We start from the raw sequence: 16128 nt of genomic DNA, 5'->3' as shown, positions 1-16128 counted from the left end.
CTATTTCTTGAGGTGTCCAAACTTGAGTTCTACTGTTTCTTCAAGCGAGGAATCCTTCCACCAACCCTCTAAGCCTCCCTTCAGCCAAGAAATCTACGACCGCCTACCCCGCGAGTTAGTGTGCGAAGTCTGCGGCAAAACCTTCAGGAGCCCAACACAGCTGAACATGCACCTATTCACAGCACATGCGCCAGTAGAAGAATTGGTATAAGTTGTAGTGCTCCGGCCGGGATTTGGACCCGGGTCACCGACTCGAAAGGCCGGTATACTTGGCCGGACTATACTACCGGAGCGCACCTTAGTCCGAAAGCACACTCAGAATACAATTTCCCTCGAATAAACCTTACCCTTCCAGACGCACCGTTTTAGCTGTCAAGCTTCTTCTGTTTGCCTTTCTTAGCGTTGGGTTTGGGGGTAAAGAGGAAGCCCGTTATTTGGTCCACAAGTTTAGCTTGGTTTTTGGTGGTTTCTTCGAGTTTCTCAATCCGCTTTTCGAGGTCGTTGGAGAGTATTTTGCCTTCGATGCGGTTGGCGCTTCGGAACATAAGCAGCATCTTGAAGACTTCTTCAATGGCTTTCTCCTGCTCAGCCGCCGAAGCAGGCTTAATCCCCGCCACAACGGAGAGCAAATCCACATAGTGTTCTTTGATTTTAAGTTCCGCGCTAACGGAGGGGTCATTTGGGAAAGCGATGTTAAGAGGCGTCTTTTTCGCCAACTCAGCCGCGGTTGGGAAACGGATGATGAGGTCGCCCCTTATCCATGAGGAAACAAATTCCGACACAAACCTGCGAATCTCCTGCTTAGAGTAAAGCAGCACAGGTTCCTCAGCTGGTGGGTCGGGTTTCCGCTTAATTTTGACGCTGATTATCTTTCGGTCATCTGGACTGGGCTGGTTAGACATCTGTTTTCGCTCCGCAACACAACTCTGTTTGTATTGTCCTAAGCAAGGACTAGTATTTAAGAAACAGCATAACGGGAGCTAAAAGGAGATTTTTGCAGAAGAAGGAATCTTGCCCAAAACCTTCGCGGTGGCTTTCTCAACTTTGGCGCGGTTGGCTTGGTCAGTGTAGACACGCAGGATGTTCATGAAGCCTTTGAGGGTTTCGAAAATCTTGGAGCTTTCGCTTAAGCGTTGGAGTTTCTTTTCGCCTGCGGGGCTGCGAGTGAACACGGGGATTTCTGTGGATTCCATGAGAACGGCGTGGTGATAGGGCACTGAAGGCACCGTGGGTACGTCGATTATAACCGAGTCGAATTCTACGCCTGCCGCCTTAGCGATTTCCCCGCGGACTTGGTTACGGTACGACTCTTGCCCAAACAGGTTAGAGATCATGGCGTCTTTCTCGTAAAACGTCCGCTCATAAGCGCATTTGAGCATCCGCCTGTTTTCTAGGTCGCTTATGATTTTGTTGGATGCCTTGCATTTCTTGAGCGCCGACCAAACCGTATAATCATCCAACGCAAGGTACTCTTCAGGGGTTTTGAAGGCGGTTAAGCCCAGTTCACTGTTGGCTTTATCCATAGCTGTGGCAAACATAATCTGCGCTGCCCGTCCGACACGATGGAAGTAGATGCTTTTGAAGGATTCAATGCGGGCGATAACGAAGGCTTCAAGCGCAGAGAGGGCGCCTAATTCGACTGCCAAGTTTTCCCCCAGCAAATCAAGGGCATGGATGAGGCGGTAAACATCTATGAAGCCGTATTCGGCGCCTGTGTGGTAGGTGTCTCGGACGATAAAGTCCTGCTTGTCTACGTCTACGGCGCTACTGATGATTTGGTCAAGGAACGCGCGGTTCTTTTTGTGCAATTTACCAACCGCCAACCCGCCAACTTCCTTGGGGCTGTAACCCATCTTGGAGAGGTGATCGGCGACTTCGCTTTTCTCGATAATCCACGAGGTTATGTCTTCGTGGGTTTTCTCCAAATCCTTGATTAAAAGGTGCTCAAAGACGTGCGAGAACGGGCCATGTCCACAGTCGTGCAGAAGCGCAGAGATGCGACACATATCCACTTCCTCGTCGCTGACCACTTTTGAAATGTTGGGGTTCACCAGAACCTGCCCTGAAAGAAACATAACGCCTAAGCTGTGTTCGAAGCGGGTGTGGTTGGCTCCGGGGTAAACGTACTCGGAACCTGCAAGTTGGCGAAGCCTGCGCAGTCGCTGCATGGGGTAGGTGTCGATTATTTTCTTTTCTTGCTCGGTTATGTATACGTAGCCGTGAACTGGATCTTTGATTTCTCCCCAGTAAGCTTTTGGCACAAGTGTCGCCTCGTTGATAGAGTTATTATTTATGTAGCTCCCTATAATGTGTAACGCTAAAAAACGCAGGGTCGATGTGTATGGTTAAGAAGGGCGTTTTCATAGTCATCGAAGGCTTAGACGGCAGCGGAAAAACCACCCAAGCCACACTCATAGCAGAAAAGCTCTCTAAAAGCTACGATGTTTTGCTCACAGCTGAACCCAGCAGGGGCAAAATCGGCACGTTCATCCGTGAATGCTGCCTCTACGAGCAAACTCGTCTCCCAACCGAAGCTGAAGCCCTCCTCTTCGCAGCCGACCGCATCGAACACATGCAAACCGAACTCAAACCCGCCCTAGACCAAGGCAAACTGGTCATCTGCGACCGCTACGTTTACTCGTCGCTGGCGTATCAGGGGAGTGCAGGGTTGAGTTTGGACTGGATAAAAACCATAAACGCCAGAGCCCTGCAACCTGATTTTTGCGTCTTTATTGATGTGCCGCCTGAGAAGGTGATTGAAAGACTGCAGCGTAAGCGGTCAGTTATGGAGACGCTTGAGACGCAGCAGAAAGTCCGCGAAGTCTACCTCAAATACGTCGAAAAAGGCGAGTTGGTTCGAGTAGACGGTGACAGAGACAAACAAGCCGTGGCTGAAGAGTTGTATGTTAAGGTTAAGGAGTTGCTTGGGACAGCTCAAAAGTTCAACCCATAACAAAACTGGTTTGTTCTTTATATAAGGGAGGGGAGGTAGACGCTGAGACGTCGCGTGGTTTGTATGTTGCTTGTTTGTTTTGTGAATTGTAGGTTGAAATTGTGGTTCAGCCTTATCGAGTCGACTTAGCCAAAAACCCCCATGTCGATCTGCCTGCGGAAGCTGCCACAACCAGCTAACAACCCCCAAAAACAGCCAAACCAGAAACAGACGCCAAACCCCAAGCCGCCGGTAGTTGTTGTGCATAGAGGGTTTTCTGCAGTATCAAAAACAAGAAAATAGAAAAGAGAAGAAAAAACGGTTTACTTTAGCGGCACATACATCGAAGACCGTGATGCACCGATACCAGGCGTGCCATGCCGAACAGGTTTGTTGGTTATGGCGAATTCGCCGAGGTAGTGGCCAATCATTTCAGGCTTTATGTCGATGGCTACGAATTCTTTGCCGTTGTGCACGCTGATTTTTGCGCCAACCATCTCGGGCAGCACGATGAGGTCGCGGACGTGGGTTTTGATTCCGCTGTCTTTGCCGCCTTTGGCTTCTTTAGCAGTGCGAAGCTTCTCTAGCAGTATACGTTGCTCAGCGGTTAAACCGCGCTGAAGGCTTCTACGTTGGCGTGATGGAAGCAGATTAATGAATTCGTCCATAGACATAGCTGAAAGGCTTTCGAGGCTGTGTCCACGGTAGCTAAATTCTTTTGGCATACAACATTTCTCCTATTAATTTATCCCCTGATTGCACGTTTTTTCTTCTGACCTGGACCACGAGCAGCAATCAAGCCGACTTTCTGTCCTGGAGGTGCACCGTGCGAAGTTGTGGTTGTTCTGCGGGCGCTGCGTTTGCTGCTACCGTATGGGTGAACTGCAGGAACCATTTTGCGGCCGCTGGTGCGTGGATACTTGTGGCCTTTGGCTTTCATGAGGTGATATTTTTCGCCTGCTTTGAGGAACGGTTTCTCGATGCGTCCAGAAGCAGAGATTACACCGACGGTTGCTAAGCAGAAGTCGTCGATGTAGCGGGTTCTACCTGAAGGTAAACGAATCATGGTGCCTTGCGGAGTGTGACCGACTACTGTGGCGTATGCGCCTGAGCTGCGGGCCATTTTGCCGCCGTCTCCGGGGCGAAGTTCAAGGTTGCAGACTAAGGTTCCTTCAGGAATCTTGCCCAAGGGCAGGATGTTGCCGATTTCAGCTGGAGCTTTACCGCCGTAGACGATTTCTTGTCCAGTGAAAACGCCTTCAGGAGTGATGCTGTAAATGGATAAGCCGTTGTCAAATTCAATCAGCGAAAGCGGAGAACCTCTTCCTGGATCATGAACTAAATCAACAATGACACCGGTGAGTTCTGCTTCAAAGGATTCTTTTGGAGCAATAGCTGGATACTTTGCTGGAGCAACACGTTTATGCGTTGAGGCGCGGAAGTTTTGACCGCCACGCCCTCTTCTTTGTACACGAATACGTTTTCCCATAAGTCAAGCCTTCTTTGTGTTAGAGGATACCTAGTTTGATTGCGACGTCGGAAGCAAGGTATTCAGGTTTTAGCTTCACGAACGCTTTCTTTACACCCTGTGGAGTAATAAGCACGTTTACATCTTGGACTTTAACTTCGTACATAACTTCCACTGCGCGTTTAATGTCTGCTTTGCCAGCTTTCATGTTAACAACAAAGAGGAGCTTGTTGTCTTTTTCAACCATCACGCTGGCGGATTCCGTCATAAGGGGATACTTAATTACTTCGTCTGGTTTCATTATGCCTTTTCTCCATAGAGAGTGGATAGTTTCTCGATTGCACCGTTAGTCCAAACTGTCAACCTGCCGGGGTGCGTGCCGGGTGCAAGCATTTCAGTGTTAAGGTTAGTTACGGTGGTTACTTCTACGCCTGGAAGGTTGCTTGCAGCCGCCATAAGGTTCTTTCCGTCAACGACAACAATGAGTGGACCGACGGCTTGCTTCATTTTGCGTCCTCGGTGTTTACCTTTACCTGCGCGGATGTTGCGGCTTTCTTTGACGCGGGTTAATTCTGCGTCGAATCCGAGGCTGCTGAAGGCTTCTTCGACTTCTTTGGCTTTCGTTAAACCTTCAAAAGCGTTATCAACCACTAAAGGTAAACCTACAACGCCTTCAACTTTGTGTCCGCGTGCTGCAACCACGTCTTTCTCAGCTGTGGCTGCGATGGCGGATTGCAAGGCGAGTTTAGCTTCCTTTTTAGGGATGTTCTTTACGATGATTTTTTCCGCTTTGGGCGGGTGAGGCTGTCTGCCTTTCACGGTGCTTGGAGCAAACGCTGCTCTACCGCTGCCTTTTGTGCGGGGAACTCTTGCGGTTGCGCTACCTGTTCCGCGGGACTCAGCGGTGGTTTTCTTGCCAGCCATTGGGTCTCTGCCTTGTGGCTGGAGCCTGTTGCTTTGGATGGCTAAGACTGCACGTTTGATGACGTCTGGTCTGAGGGGCGTGGAAAAAACCTCAGGCAGGGTGATTTTGCCTGTGGCTTTGCCCTGTAAGTCAAAGATTTCTGCGGTTTTCTGTGCCATAACGATTCAACCTATTTTCCTTGAGGAGACTCCACTGAGATATATGTTACTTGTGGTGCAGATTCAGGTGCTTCGGTGGGTGGACGTGCGGGTACTCGGAGGCGAATGGTGCGTTTCTCGACACCAGGGATGCTTCCTGAGATTATCATGTAGGGACCGTTGATTTCGCCGTAACGTACAAAGCCGCCTTTGACTGTGACTTCTTTGCCGTCTTTGCCGATTTTGAGGATACGTTTGTTGAATTCGATGCGTTGGTGATAACCTGTTTGACCTGCGCGTGCAATGCTGTACATGAGGTGGTGGGGGTTCCATGGACCGAGCGTGGCGATGCCGCGTTTAGTCTTGCGACCTTTGTGTTGAAGGCAGGTGACGCCCCAACGTTTAACTGGACCTTGGAAGCCTTTGCCGACGGTTACGCCTGCGATGTCGATGTATTGGCCTTCTTTGAAGACTTCCTCTGGCGTGACGGTTTTGCCGAGGAGTTGTTTGGCGTAGTCGATTTGTTGCTGAATGGTTCCGCCGCCGATTTGGATTTCACAGGCTTCGGGTTTCTTCTTGGAGAGGCTAGTTTGTGTGGGTTGTGTGGCCGTTATGACGCGAACTACGTCGGTTCGGTCGACATTGTCTTGGATTTTTTGAAGCATGGCATCTGTGTCAAAGGTGTCAGGTAAAACCATCAATCGGTCCAGGCTTGCTGGTGCTTCTTTCATCCACGCTTCAGTTATGTTGTGGAGTCCGTATGGTGTTTTCTGGTAAGTTCTTATGCCACAAACAAGAATTGGTGGCGTTTCTATTATGGTTGCTGCTCGCATGACTTCTTTACCAAAGTTCGGTGAACGCTTCCTATCTTCGATAGTAAACACGTAGGTCATGCCTGCTTTGTAGGAGGTGAATCCTAAAAGCCTAGGTGAATCTGACTTTATCTTAGGCCAGTATCGAATTCGCGCTAGTGGTTTTTTAGCGCGGTGCCTAGGTAAATAAGCTAGTGAACCATGTCTTGGAGCATGATGTTTTCGATGTCCCATAGAGTATCCGCTTCGCGCCTTTAGCAAATAGTACATTGGGTTATAAATGTTGCCATTAAAAACGCAAAAGCACGCTGAAGCTGACTGAAAAACAAATTCGCCAAGTTGATGGGGTCCTAGCGGGGCAAAGTTGCGGTAGTGGTTAGCTATCGTTTGCAACACTACCATCCAACTGAAGACTACTTTTCTATTTTGGTAGATGGTGTGGACCCCTCTTATTTCATCATCTTCCAGCCGCTTATGCAGACGACTGCATTTTTGGTTCAGGCTTAAGCGGCATTTGCAGACTGGTTGTGGCGACTTCCACAAGCAGAAGGATTCAGTTTACTGTTGATTGTTAGATTCTCACGCTTACAGAAGAATCTGTATAATCTACCAGAGGCGCTGAACTTGCAACTCTTCTTAGTGTATTGATACAATTAAGACAAGCTTGTTTAGAAACATATGTTTCACCATTGGCTATAATTTCTCCATTATCTGCTTTCAAATGCCAATAGAATTGTTTTGTTGTCGAATTTTGCTTTATTTCAAATTGTACCATATTTTCACTTCGGAGCGGTATTTGTTCAAAAGAAGTATTTACCGTTAATGGTACGCTATGAAGATTTTTGGCAACTTAGAATTCTCCATCTGTCCAGCTTTGTCGCCTCGTATAAATGCCTAGCCAATCAATATGATTAAGCATATACTTAGAATACCGCTGCTGCGATTTCGTTCGAATGTTATCAAGTAATGGTGCAAGAAATGCTTTTGTTTCTTCATTATTTTCGTCTGCGTACCTTAATGCACCTTTGTTTCTGCAAACGTGCAGCCATGAAAATTTGTTAAGGACACAAACACCAAATAGCGGCTTGGCATTTTTATCCATCCAATCATAAATTTGGTCTTCATTCATTCCCTTACAAACTGAGTTGCCATTAAAACCAAATATTGTGCAGAAAGGACGTAGTTTATCATAATCACGATAGTGGCTGCATAATGGATCGTATATTTTTTCATGAATGACTTTAGCTGTCTTTGCATACTCTTGGATTATTTGATTGGTTATTTTGCTCTTAATTTCAATTGTTGCCAAAACACACTCTGCAGGATAAAGACCAATTTTTTGCTCTTCAATAAACGGTGGAAGTATCCTTCGATCATAAATTATGATGTCGGTTTGAGGGCTTTGGTCGCCTAATTGGTTTATAATTACTCCTGAACCTACACCGTATTGAATGGTCAAGAATTTTGAAAGTAATCTTGTGATAAAAAGTTCGCGTAATTGACCTTTAAGCGGTTTATGGTTAAGTTTTCTTAGGGATTCAGCTTCTGCAGCTAAACCTTTGATAATTGCGCTTGTATGTTGCATTATTGGCGTTTCAGACGGCTTACGTGACATGTAATCACTAACCTAAGGAAGGGCTTGGTAAATATAGGCTCTGAATTGCTAATAACTTCGATGGGTTATTCAAGTAAATAACTGATTACCCTCGCGACATTACAATAAAGAAGTGTTCAGACCATATCAGCCGCATGATAGCTATTTTTAAAAGCCCAAAAATAGCACAGTAGAATGCGTGATAAAATATGGTGTCTGAGGTTGCAGTATCAAAGAAAGGCATGATAACGATTCCCGCAAGACTTCGAAAAAAGTTCAAAATAGAAGAAGGGACACACTTGACAGTCCTTGAAACCTCAGAAGGAATCCTCTATAAACCCAAAAAAGCTCTTTAAGACGACCTGATTGGGTCAGGGGCACCATACGCTACTGTTGAAGAAATGAAAAAGGAATTGGATAAGCTAAGGGAAGAAGACACCTAAATCGAACATCGAAAGGATTTAAGTTACCCTCTTGGGACTACTGCGAAAAACGGTTCGGGCCCCATTTCTGTCGTTGCATAAATGGCTAAGGCTATTGCCCAGAATACGTCGTCATGTGTACCTTGTGGGTGGTGGTAGCCTATGGTGCCGTCTTTGTGTAGGCTGTAGCGTTCCACGTTTAGTTCTGTGCAGATTTCGCCCCGATAAGGGCGTTCCCAATGCAGCAGGGGGTAGTAGAATTGTTGGTTTGCCATGCGCTGCTTGAGCAGGCTTGCCATTTCGCTTTTGCGGGGCACGCTAAAGTTTACGCCTTCAGCGTTGCGTATGCCCGCCTTTTCCATGTCGGCTATGAAGCTTGGGCCTTCCCTTGTGAAGTCTATTCGGATTTTTTCGAAGCCGTGCCATCGGTCCTGTACTGTCTTTAGGTAGCCTAGGACGGTTGCGTAGATGGTGGGTTGGGGGAAGAGTTTGAGGTGACGCAGAAACAGCCGCCCATCCACCCGTTCCACGATGGCGAGGGCGGTGTAGTCGCGAGTCTGCGCTAAATCCAGCCCAACGAAGAATTCGCCTCGATGCTCAGATTCAGGGTTAAACTCTTGAAGGTCATGTCCGCATGTTGCCTTTGTGCCGATGCAGCTAGCGATCAGACTTTGGGTTAACCATACGTCTTGATCTTCTGCCCATTCAGCTTCCATTTCTCTGCGCCAGCGAATGGGGTCGTCGCCCATTTGGGTGCGGATTTTCTGGATTATAGCAGGTTTTAACGGTCCGTTCGGTTCCGTCGCCTGCTCGACGGTGACGTGGCTGGTTTTGTAGTCAGCGAAGTCTTTGTGCGTGAACATTTTGTAGAAGACGCTGTCGGTGTGCCAAGGTGTGCTGGTGCAGACGAATTTGCCGTCTGTTGTGCCGAGTGTGTAGAGAATGGCGTCGTAGAGTTCTTGGTCGTTTGCAACGAAGTTGAATTCATCAGCGTACACCACGTGAAGAGTGGGTCCGCGGATGGTTTCGGGGTTGTTTGGGAAGGCTTCGATTATGCTGCCGTTTGTGAAGCGTATTTGAGTACGTTGAGGGCTAAAAACTAGTCGCCGGGGGAGCTTGTGGGAGAGTGACCCTATTCGTGAGAGAATTCGTTTGGTTTGGCGGTAAGATGGACCAACGATGCCGATGGCACTGTCAGGATGAGTGATTGCGTACCAGAGTAGAAGGGCGGCGACTATGAAGCTTTTGCCACTCTGGCGACTCCACCGTGCAGCAGTAAACTGGTTCTCAACAAATAGTTTGATGAATTCTTCTTGGTAGGTATAGGGCTTGAAACCCAAGATTTCCCTGCAGAAATCAACTGGGTTGGCGCTGATTTCTTCGGCTTTCTCCAGTGCTAACCCTTCGGCTAGCAGGTCACTGCTCTGGAGTTTTTGCCAGTGGGGAAGGAACTGGTTGGGGCGCATGGTTCTTGCTTTCAAGGAGCGCGGCATATTTTGCCTCCATATCGTTGAGTTTGGCTTCGACTTCCCGGTAGTTGAGGTAATCTGATAGGATGTCTTTGTAGGCGCGGGCGAGTGTGGCGACGACTTGAAGGCGCTGGACTTCCACCTTACTTAAGCCCGGGGCTGAGGCGGCTTCGAGTGCACCCGCTAGTTTCTTGAGGGTTTCCTCTACGCTGGGCAGCTCTGCAGGCAAGGGTAAGGCGGCTTTTGTGACGTAATTGGCTGCGGTCGCTAATATTCCGAGGCGTTGGCATTTGATGAGGATTGCAGTGGGGGTTTTTCTGAGCGTTTGGGCTATTAGGTCTATGGGGGTTTGGGCCTCTATGAGTTTTTTGAGCTGGGCCTCTTCTTCAACTGTCCAAGGTAAGCCTCTAGTCATAATCAAGACCTCTACTGATTGAAAGGTAACGGTTGCTTTAGAATATTTTTGCGATTCAAAAAGCATTATTGTAAAAGCATTATTCAGTAATACATTCAAAGTCAAAAAAAGTAAGGGAGGGGAGGTTTATGGGACGATATAGTTGAAGGCGGTTTCGGTTATGGCGTCGTTTTGGTAGGTGCCTTTCCATTCGATGGTAACTTGGTTTGCGGTGTCAGTGTACACGGCGCTGATCGTGTAGGTTGGGTCTACGACAACGGGGTTGGTGATTGTTACGTTCCAGTTCCCAGCTGTGTAGATGTAGGTTTCTGAGCCTACAAGGCCAGTTTCCTGTCTTCCGCCTGCCCATGTTAGGTTCTCTGTTAAGGATGCGATGTCTGTGTGGTTGGCTGCGATGTGCTGCATGGCTGCGTCTCTGGCGGTTTGTTGGGTGGGGACTTCAGGGGTCGGGGTGGGTGTGGGAGTCGGTGAAGGCTGGTTAACCATCGTGTTGTATCCGAGGTATACACCCGCAACTACGATTATGATTACGATTACTGCCACTGCTGCGGTTAGGGATTTTTTCATTTTTTCACCCTTATCTACAGAGTTAAGCGGATTAACTATATAGCGTTTTTCTGTCTACCGCTTGTCTGCCAAGTTTATGACCCCGTTTGCTTCTCCACAGGGGCAGTATACGGAAGCATCACCCAAACACAGTTCCACGGCCACCTCTTTTCCGCGGTTTGACATCGCCCACATCTTCCCGAGACTGCGTTACTCTTATATGACTATGCAGAGTTCCTTGAAAAGAAGACCAGTATGAACATTGGAACAGTCAACATAGAGGGGCGGTTTGTTCTTGCACCCATGGCAGCCGTAAACTGCACCGCGTTTAGATTACTCTGCAAAGAAAACAAAGCGGGCTTAATCTACACTCAGATGATAGACACAGACCTCTTGAGGGACAGAAGCAGAAGCGACATAAAAGAAATCCTAAACATCCAAGACGCCGAACGCCCCGTAAGTGTCCAGCTAATCGGCAACGACGAAAACGCCCTAACAGAAAGCGTCAAACTCGTCGAAGAATTCGCCGACATAGTTGACCTCAACGTGGGTTGTAGCGAAAAAGAGTTTCTTGAAAAAGGCTACGGCGCCTACTTGCTCTCTGACCCCACGCGGCTGGAACGTATTGTGCGAAGGATGGTTGATGCTACTGAGAAGCCAGTTACGGTTAAGATGCGTATCGGGGTGGAGAACCAGAAAATCATCGGCGTCAAAGTAGCCCAAAGCCTAGAAAGCGCAGGTATAGCAGCTCTTTGCGTCCATGGCCGAACCGCTGACCAGAAACTCGCGGGGAAAGTAAACTGGACCAGCATAAAGCAAATCAAAGAAAAACTCGCCATACCCGTGATCGCTAACGGTGACGTAAAAAGGCACGCGGATGGTCTTAGCCTTTTGGAGAAAACGGGATGCGACTTGGTTATGGTTGGCAGAGGCGCCCGAGACCGCCCTTGGATATTTGACCCGACAAAAGCAACCATGGGCAATCGAGGCATAAAGGCGCAGATACTGCGTTTCATCGAGTTATACCGCGAGTATGAAAGGCGGGGTTCAGCTCAAGAAGTCAGAGAACACGTGTTTTGGATGCTTAAAGACTTCAAAACAGAGCAGAACACGCGGAAAGTTCAAGAGTTAAGGTCGATAGGCGCGGTAGAAGACTTCGTTCGAGCCTTAGAGTAGTTGAGGTCTAAAGCACCTCCTTTGAGGTTTATGGGATTCTTATCGGTAAGAGATGCAATCACGCGACGTCTCTGCGCAGAGGCCCCCTCCCTTATTTAAAGGACAATGGTGCGGTAGTCTTTTTCTAAACCTTAATAACCGCCCAAAAGCAACCTTTCGCAACAGAGGGAGGAAGACCCTATGCACATACATGAATTCCAAGAAATGATGAAACAACTCTACTACACACGCGACAGCCAACGCGGCAAAACAGGCACCTTCAACTGGCTAGTCGATGAAGTAGAAGAATTAGGTGCTGAGCTTAAGGGCAGCGACCGAGAAGCCACCGAAAAAGAATTCGCCGACGTCCTCGCCTGGCTAGCATCGCTAGCCAACATCATGGGCATCGACCTCGAAAAAGCCGCCTTAGCCAAGTACCCCCACAAATGCCCCAAATGCCAAAGTTCGCCCTGCGCCTGCACATTTTAGCCCAGACGCTTCTGCCCCAAACCTGTTTTGAGCCAGATGTAGCGGTTGGTGCCCCTGCGCTCCACAGTGCCCTCAGATTTTAGCAGACGCAGATGGTACATGACGACATTGTAGTGTAGGTTGGATTGTTTGGCAAGTTTAGAGGCGCTGTGGGGTTCCGCGTCTAGGAGGGTTAGGATTTTGGTTCGGGCAGAGAGTCCGCTTTTGACGTTTCGGATGTTTTTGAGACAGGCGTTGGGGTGCCAGGTTTGCTTGATGTGGAGCCCCCGATAGGATATGGGGTGGTTGCCCTTGAAAAGCTTTAAGCTACTTGAAGTCAAAAAGCGTGGCTTGCTTGGGCTTCTTGTTATCAAACATCAACGCCAACTCCTCTTTGATGAGGTCCATGCGCTGCGTATAGTAGTTGGGTAAGCCGTATTTGTCGACCAGTTGCTGCGCCGCCACCAGGTATTTTTCGATGCCGCCGCGGTAAACCGTCAACGTCAAAGCACCACCACAGGAACACTTGCCACTCAGAGGCAGGCGACGGAATTTTTTGTTACAGGCTTTACAGCGGAACCCCTGCGTAGAGAAAGCGCGCATGTTGCCAGCGATGTCACGCATAAAATGGGTGTTGAGCACTTTGAGCGCCACGCGGCGTGCGTCTACGGCGTCGATTCTCTCTCCGAGTTCGAGTTGCATGTGGAGTTTGTCTATCATGGATTTGAATTCTTTGTAGCTGCTGTTGGCGTTGCCGAGGTTGATGTTAGTGCACGGCGTGGTGAATTGGAAGCCCTCGAATTGCCCGTCAGTGCCCAATCGGTGGCTAATGGTGTCCATGAATGCGCTAACCGTTCGCGCCTCGCCTTTCACAAGCGTTTGGTGGTAGAATTCAAGCGGATATGTGCTGCTTACGTCGAAGTCGTGGGCTTGGCGCTGTACTTCTTTGGTGTTGCAGAAGGGTATGAGTAGGATTGGGGCGTCCATGATGCCGCCTATCTGCGCAGGCAAGTAGACCCGCGAAAAGTTTAGGAGTGTGTCAAGAGCAAGCATGATGGCGTCTTCGTCGCCGTCACAGTCGCGGCGTTTAGCAGAGTGCCAAACTGAGTGCGCGTAGATAACGTTGCGGTCGGTGTAGCCGACGATTCTGCCCAATATGCATGCACATGTGTGCGGTGCAAGTCCAAAGATGAGATGCCCTACCAAGTCCTCTGTTTTCTTAACGTTGTAGTAGGGTTGCTGTTTGTAGACGCGGACAAGCAAGTCGTCGATGAAGGCGGCTATTTGCACAAAGTATTCTCCCGCTTTCCAAGGGATGACGACGTCTTGGATTTTGAGTTCGCAGACCTGATTGGGGTCAGTCAGCGGGAGGCCGTGGGTGTCGGCGTGGTAACCCATCTGATGCATCTTCTCAATGGATACACCGATTTCGGCGGGGGTTATGTGAGTGAGCGGTGCGTTGGTTGCGTCGAAGCGTATGGTGCCATCCTTGTAAACGGATAAGCCGTACTTGGCGCGCAGGATGCCTTTTTCGACGATTTCAGGCGTCTTGTCGGCGTTTGTTAAGCCCTTAACTCCCCGCAGCATCTTAGGCGGCGGCAACCCCAAAGTCGCACAGGCATTGTCGATGAGTTCTTTAAAGTTAACGGGTTGACGCTGGTACTTTATGGCTTCGGCTCTGCAGGTTCCACAGTAGCCCTCTTTGAGGCTTCGACCACAGCGGGGACAAAACTGCTCAGCCACGGTGGCGACTCCGCAGGTGTCGCAACGGATTTTGCGGGTGTAGGTTTTGCAGTTGGGGCACTTGCGCTTCACCATCTCCACGAAAACCGCGTTCTTTTTAGCGGCTTCAAGAAGGTCGCGGTGGCTGCCGCCTGCCAAGCTGACTGGAAACAGGACGTGGACGTTGGGTTTCATTTCGCGGTGTTTGGCTTTTTCGGGTCTACCCATGCGTCCGCCGACGTAGGTGGGCGCTTTATCCTTGACTTGCACACCACTAAGCATGCTTAGCAACTCAAGCACGGACTGCGCTTGCAAAGGTTCAGTAAACCTCGGAGTGCCATAACCCAACGTGAATGCTAACGCGGCTGCGTCCTCGCCTAAAAGGGTGATTTTGCCGTTTTGATTTTTGTGGGGTGCAAAGATTTTTCGCAACGCTTTAACGGTGTCCTCGTTGCAGTCGCCTACGATTTTTTTGGCAACCCCATCTTCGACGCTGACTTCGCAGGTTGATAGCCACTTGCGTAGCGCCTCCACTTCCTGCACTGAAGGCAAGTTAGTCCAATAGAAGGTACAGTTGGGCGCTAGCGGTACACCTAAAGTTTGGCTGAGTGTGATGGCTTCTTTTGTTGTGGGCTTGCATTGGAAAGGGTTGTTAACGAAAGCTTCGAGTTTTTCAGCGGGAACCTTGGAGGCGTCGGCTGCTTTGCAGAAGTTGCCTTCGAAGCGTTCGAGGACTGCGTTTTGGAGGTCTTTGCTCCACCACTCCTCCACATACCCCGACGGCGGCAAGGCTTTATTGCTGTATAGGAAGTCGCCGAAGTCGATTAGCATGTCGCCTAAGAAGAGGATTTTCTGAATTTTGCCCTTAACGTCAGGATAATTTTCCAACGAAACTCGAACCACTGACCCATCCTTGAGCAGTACCACAGGCTTTTCGATGCTGTCCACGGGCATAGTGACCCCACCTTTGCCGGGTAACTCGAGGCGCATCTGGGTGCCTGCAGCTAGGAAGCCTTCAACCACAAGCATCGTCGCAGGATGGATGCCCACAGCGGAGAGCCCTGTGTTACGTGAGCGGCCGTATCGGAGTCGGAAGCCGCCTCGTGTGGAGGGAAACGCAAAGATGGGTCGCCCCGCGATTACGTCGTCCATGAAGCCGCCTGATTTTTTCTCGGATTTTTTCTTGAAAGTTTTAAGCCAATCCCATTCATGAAAACCAATCTTATCCACGATGACGTAGACTTTCTGAGCGCGCCCCACGATACCATCGTTTATAACACGCAAGGCGCCGCCTCGCACACGATTCGTTTCCACGCGTTCCAAGTTGCGGTAAGAGGAAACCTCAACAGGGTCTGATTCGGTACCCGTGCATTCGACTGGAACCAAGTTGAGAGCTTTGCGGAGTTCTTCATCAGGTATGTGGTATTGGAAGCGCCCCACCGAGCGCTCATAGAGTCGAAGTTCCTCGATAAAGCGGGAGATTTCTTCCTCAGTCGGTTTGTAGACATCTAAACCCAGTTCTCGTCGGACATAGTCCCCGACCACCAACGTCAAGGCCTGATCGGTGCCACCAGCGGAGCGGATGGGCCCAGCGAAGTAAATCGCCAAGTAACGACTCTGATCCGCGTTCTTCTTAATCTTCACCTGCGCAATGCCCTGAATCGGGGCAGCAGTTAAACCTTCAGTGAAAATCGCCAACGCCGTTCGAATGGCTTGCTCGGCTAGCTTTTCAGGTTCCCGATCCTCGTCAGTTTGGGCGAATTTGCCCTGCGCGATTTCTTTAGCAGCATAGAAAGCGATTTCTTCTCGAGGCATCTTTGCGCTTAACTCGCGGATGCTTTGGGCGACGCCTGGCGGACCAACCAAGCCCTCCACCAAGTCCGCGATGTCTTGGGCGATTTTGCATTCAGTTTTGAGCTCGGGGTCTAAGCCAAGCGATCTAGCGCGGTCGCTTATCTGGTAGAGACGCTTAAGCTCCTCTTCCATGGTTTCGACGTAGTTTCGGTAGCCGTTGCTGATGCCCTTGTTAATGTTCAAAGCAGACGCTCACAGCCCAACATTAT

Annotated in this window: 18 protein-coding genes and 1 tRNA gene; 4 read left to right on the top strand and 15 right to left on the bottom strand. The window is 49.4% G+C overall.

The features are described 5' to 3' along the window. The first annotated feature begins 22 nt into the window (after nucleotides 1–22). Entirely contained in the window at nucleotides 23–211 is a 189-nt protein-coding gene (locus NWE96_07095) for a C2H2-type zinc finger protein (GenBank protein ID MCW3983746.1), read from the top strand. Between the two features lie 7 nt (nucleotides 212–218). On the opposite strand, the gene NWE96_07090 is transcribed toward NWE96_07095, so the two are convergent. The 3 genes from NWE96_07090 to NWE96_07080 form a co-directional block, all read right to left on the bottom strand. Then, nucleotides 219–293: transfer RNA gene (locus NWE96_07090), tRNA-Glu, on the bottom strand. 72 nt (nucleotides 294–365) lie between these two features. Then, a complete protein-coding gene (locus tag NWE96_07085) occupies nucleotides 366–902 on the bottom strand; it encodes a hypothetical protein (GenBank protein MCW3983745.1) in 537 nt (178 codons plus the stop codon). A 78-nt stretch (nucleotides 903–980) separates the two neighbouring features. Next, the gene (locus NWE96_07080; GenBank protein ID MCW3983744.1) at nucleotides 981–2261 is read right to left on the bottom strand and encodes an HD domain-containing protein; all 1281 of its coding nucleotides are present in this window, start codon (nucleotides 2259–2261) and stop codon (nucleotides 981–983) included. 80 nt (nucleotides 2262–2341) lie between these two features. On the opposite strand from NWE96_07080, the gene tmk reads away from it, so the two are divergent. Continuing rightward, on the top strand, nucleotides 2342–2953 hold the full coding sequence (gene tmk / locus NWE96_07075) for a dTMP kinase (GenBank protein MCW3983743.1): 612 nt from the start codon (nucleotides 2342–2344) through the stop codon (nucleotides 2951–2953). 302 nt (nucleotides 2954–3255) lie between these two features. Here tmk and NWE96_07070 read toward each other — a convergent pair whose 3' ends face one another. The 10 genes from NWE96_07070 to NWE96_07025 form a co-directional block, all read right to left on the bottom strand. Next, a complete protein-coding gene (locus NWE96_07070; protein MCW3983742.1) occupies nucleotides 3256–3657 on the bottom strand; it encodes a 30S ribosomal protein S19 in 402 nt (133 codons plus the stop codon). Between the two features lie 20 nt (nucleotides 3658–3677). Further along, entirely contained in the window at nucleotides 3678–4421 is a 744-nt protein-coding gene (locus tag NWE96_07065) for a 50S ribosomal protein L2 (protein ID MCW3983741.1), read from the bottom strand. Between the two features lie 19 nt (nucleotides 4422–4440). Beyond that, nucleotides 4441–4701: a 50S ribosomal protein L23 gene (locus NWE96_07060; protein MCW3983740.1), complete on the bottom strand. Its 261-nt coding sequence runs from the start codon at nucleotides 4699–4701 to the stop codon at nucleotides 4441–4443. Next, nucleotides 4701–5483: a 50S ribosomal protein L4 gene (gene rpl4p / locus NWE96_07055; GenBank protein MCW3983739.1), complete on the bottom strand. Its 783-nt coding sequence runs from the start codon at nucleotides 5481–5483 to the stop codon at nucleotides 4701–4703. The genes NWE96_07060 and rpl4p overlap by 1 nt, the downstream gene beginning before the upstream one ends. 11 nt (nucleotides 5484–5494) lie before the next feature. Continuing rightward, nucleotides 5495–6508: a 50S ribosomal protein L3 gene (locus NWE96_07050; GenBank protein ID MCW3983738.1), complete on the bottom strand. Its 1014-nt coding sequence runs from the start codon at nucleotides 6506–6508 to the stop codon at nucleotides 5495–5497. Nucleotides 6509–6845: 337 nt separating this feature from the next. Next, the gene (locus tag NWE96_07045) at nucleotides 6846–7049 is read right to left on the bottom strand and encodes a YegP family protein (GenBank protein MCW3983737.1); all 204 of its coding nucleotides are present in this window, start codon (nucleotides 7047–7049) and stop codon (nucleotides 6846–6848) included. A gap of 75 nt (nucleotides 7050–7124) precedes the next feature. After that, complete coding sequence (locus NWE96_07040) at nucleotides 7125–7889, bottom strand: hypothetical protein (GenBank protein MCW3983736.1); 765 nt, start codon at nucleotides 7887–7889, stop codon at nucleotides 7125–7127. A 445-nt stretch (nucleotides 7890–8334) separates the two neighbouring features. Then, complete coding sequence (locus NWE96_07035; protein MCW3983735.1) at nucleotides 8335–9783, bottom strand: terminase family protein; 1449 nt, start codon at nucleotides 9781–9783, stop codon at nucleotides 8335–8337. Further along, nucleotides 9707–10174: a hypothetical protein gene (locus tag NWE96_07030; protein ID MCW3983734.1), complete on the bottom strand. Its 468-nt coding sequence runs from the start codon at nucleotides 10172–10174 to the stop codon at nucleotides 9707–9709. The genes NWE96_07035 and NWE96_07030 overlap by 77 nt, the downstream gene beginning before the upstream one ends. A gap of 126 nt (nucleotides 10175–10300) precedes the next feature. After that, complete coding sequence (locus tag NWE96_07025) at nucleotides 10301–10741, bottom strand: hypothetical protein (protein ID MCW3983733.1); 441 nt, start codon at nucleotides 10739–10741, stop codon at nucleotides 10301–10303. 234 nt (nucleotides 10742–10975) lie between these two features. Between NWE96_07025 and NWE96_07020 the strand changes: the two genes are divergently transcribed. Together NWE96_07020 and NWE96_07015 are read left to right on the top strand one after the other, a co-directional pair. Next, the gene (locus NWE96_07020) at nucleotides 10976–11896 is read left to right on the top strand and encodes a tRNA-dihydrouridine synthase (GenBank protein ID MCW3983732.1); all 921 of its coding nucleotides are present in this window, start codon (nucleotides 10976–10978) and stop codon (nucleotides 11894–11896) included. Nucleotides 11897–12076: 180 nt separating this feature from the next. Beyond that, nucleotides 12077–12364: a nucleotide pyrophosphohydrolase gene (locus NWE96_07015; protein MCW3983731.1), complete on the top strand. Its 288-nt coding sequence runs from the start codon at nucleotides 12077–12079 to the stop codon at nucleotides 12362–12364. Here NWE96_07015 and NWE96_07010 read toward each other — a convergent pair. Both NWE96_07010 and NWE96_07005 read right to left on the bottom strand, forming a co-directional pair. Next, a complete protein-coding gene (locus NWE96_07010) occupies nucleotides 12361–12684 on the bottom strand; it encodes a helix-turn-helix domain-containing protein (GenBank protein MCW3983730.1) in 324 nt (107 codons plus the stop codon). The genes NWE96_07015 and NWE96_07010 overlap by 4 nt on opposite strands. Further along, nucleotides 12671–16102 carry a DNA polymerase II large subunit gene (locus NWE96_07005; GenBank protein MCW3983729.1) on the bottom strand — a complete coding sequence of 1144 codons (3432 nt, stop codon included), beginning with the start codon at nucleotides 16100–16102 and terminating at the stop codon, nucleotides 12671–12673. Before NWE96_07005 ends, NWE96_07010 begins: the two co-directional genes overlap by 14 nt. Between the last annotated feature and the right edge of the window lie 26 nt (nucleotides 16103–16128).

The sequence above is a fragment of the Candidatus Bathyarchaeota archaeon genome, assembly GCA_026014685.1.
Taxonomy (GTDB): domain Archaea; phylum Thermoproteota; class Bathyarchaeia; order Bathyarchaeales; family Bathycorpusculaceae; genus Bathycorpusculum.
Note: the sequence above shows the minus strand (reverse complement) of the source record. Positions and strands in the feature narration are given on the sequence as shown.

Bases quoted from the DNA above. Each gene is read 5' to 3' on its own strand.
- NWE96_07085 (MCW3983745.1), bottom strand. From the start codon at position 902: ATGTCTAACCAGCCCAGTCCAGATGACCGAAAGATAATCAGCGTCAAA.
- tmk (MCW3983743.1), top strand. From the start codon at position 2,342: ATGGTTAAGAAGGGCGTTTTCATAGTCATCGAAGGCTTAGACGGCAGC.
- NWE96_07070 (MCW3983742.1), bottom strand. From the start codon at position 3,657: ATGCCAAAAGAATTTAGCTACCGTGGACACAGCCTCGAAAGCCTTTCA.
- NWE96_07065 (MCW3983741.1), bottom strand. From the start codon at position 4,421: ATGGGAAAACGTATTCGTGTACAAAGAAGAGGGCGTGGCGGTCAAAAC.
- NWE96_07060 (MCW3983740.1), bottom strand. From the start codon at position 4,701: ATGAAACCAGACGAAGTAATTAAGTATCCCCTTATGACGGAATCCGCC.
- rpl4p (MCW3983739.1), bottom strand. From the start codon at position 5,483: ATGGCACAGAAAACCGCAGAAATCTTTGACTTACAGGGCAAAGCCACA.
- NWE96_07050 (MCW3983738.1), bottom strand. From the start codon at position 6,508: ATGGGACATCGAAAACATCATGCTCCAAGACATGGTTCACTAGCTTAT.
- NWE96_07045 (MCW3983737.1), bottom strand. From the start codon at position 7,049: ATGGTACAATTTGAAATAAAGCAAAATTCGACAACAAAACAATTCTAT.
- NWE96_07040 (MCW3983736.1), bottom strand. From the start codon at position 7,889: ATGTCACGTAAGCCGTCTGAAACGCCAATAATGCAACATACAAGCGCA.
- NWE96_07035 (MCW3983735.1), bottom strand. From the start codon at position 9,783: ATGCCGCGCTCCTTGAAAGCAAGAACCATGCGCCCCAACCAGTTCCTT.
- NWE96_07030 (MCW3983734.1), bottom strand. From the start codon at position 10,174: ATGACTAGAGGCTTACCTTGGACAGTTGAAGAAGAGGCCCAGCTCAAA.
- NWE96_07025 (MCW3983733.1), bottom strand. From the start codon at position 10,741: ATGAAAAAATCCCTAACCGCAGCAGTGGCAGTAATCGTAATCATAATC.
- NWE96_07020 (MCW3983732.1), top strand. From the start codon at position 10,976: ATGAACATTGGAACAGTCAACATAGAGGGGCGGTTTGTTCTTGCACCC.
- NWE96_07015 (MCW3983731.1), top strand. From the start codon at position 12,077: ATGCACATACATGAATTCCAAGAAATGATGAAACAACTCTACTACACA.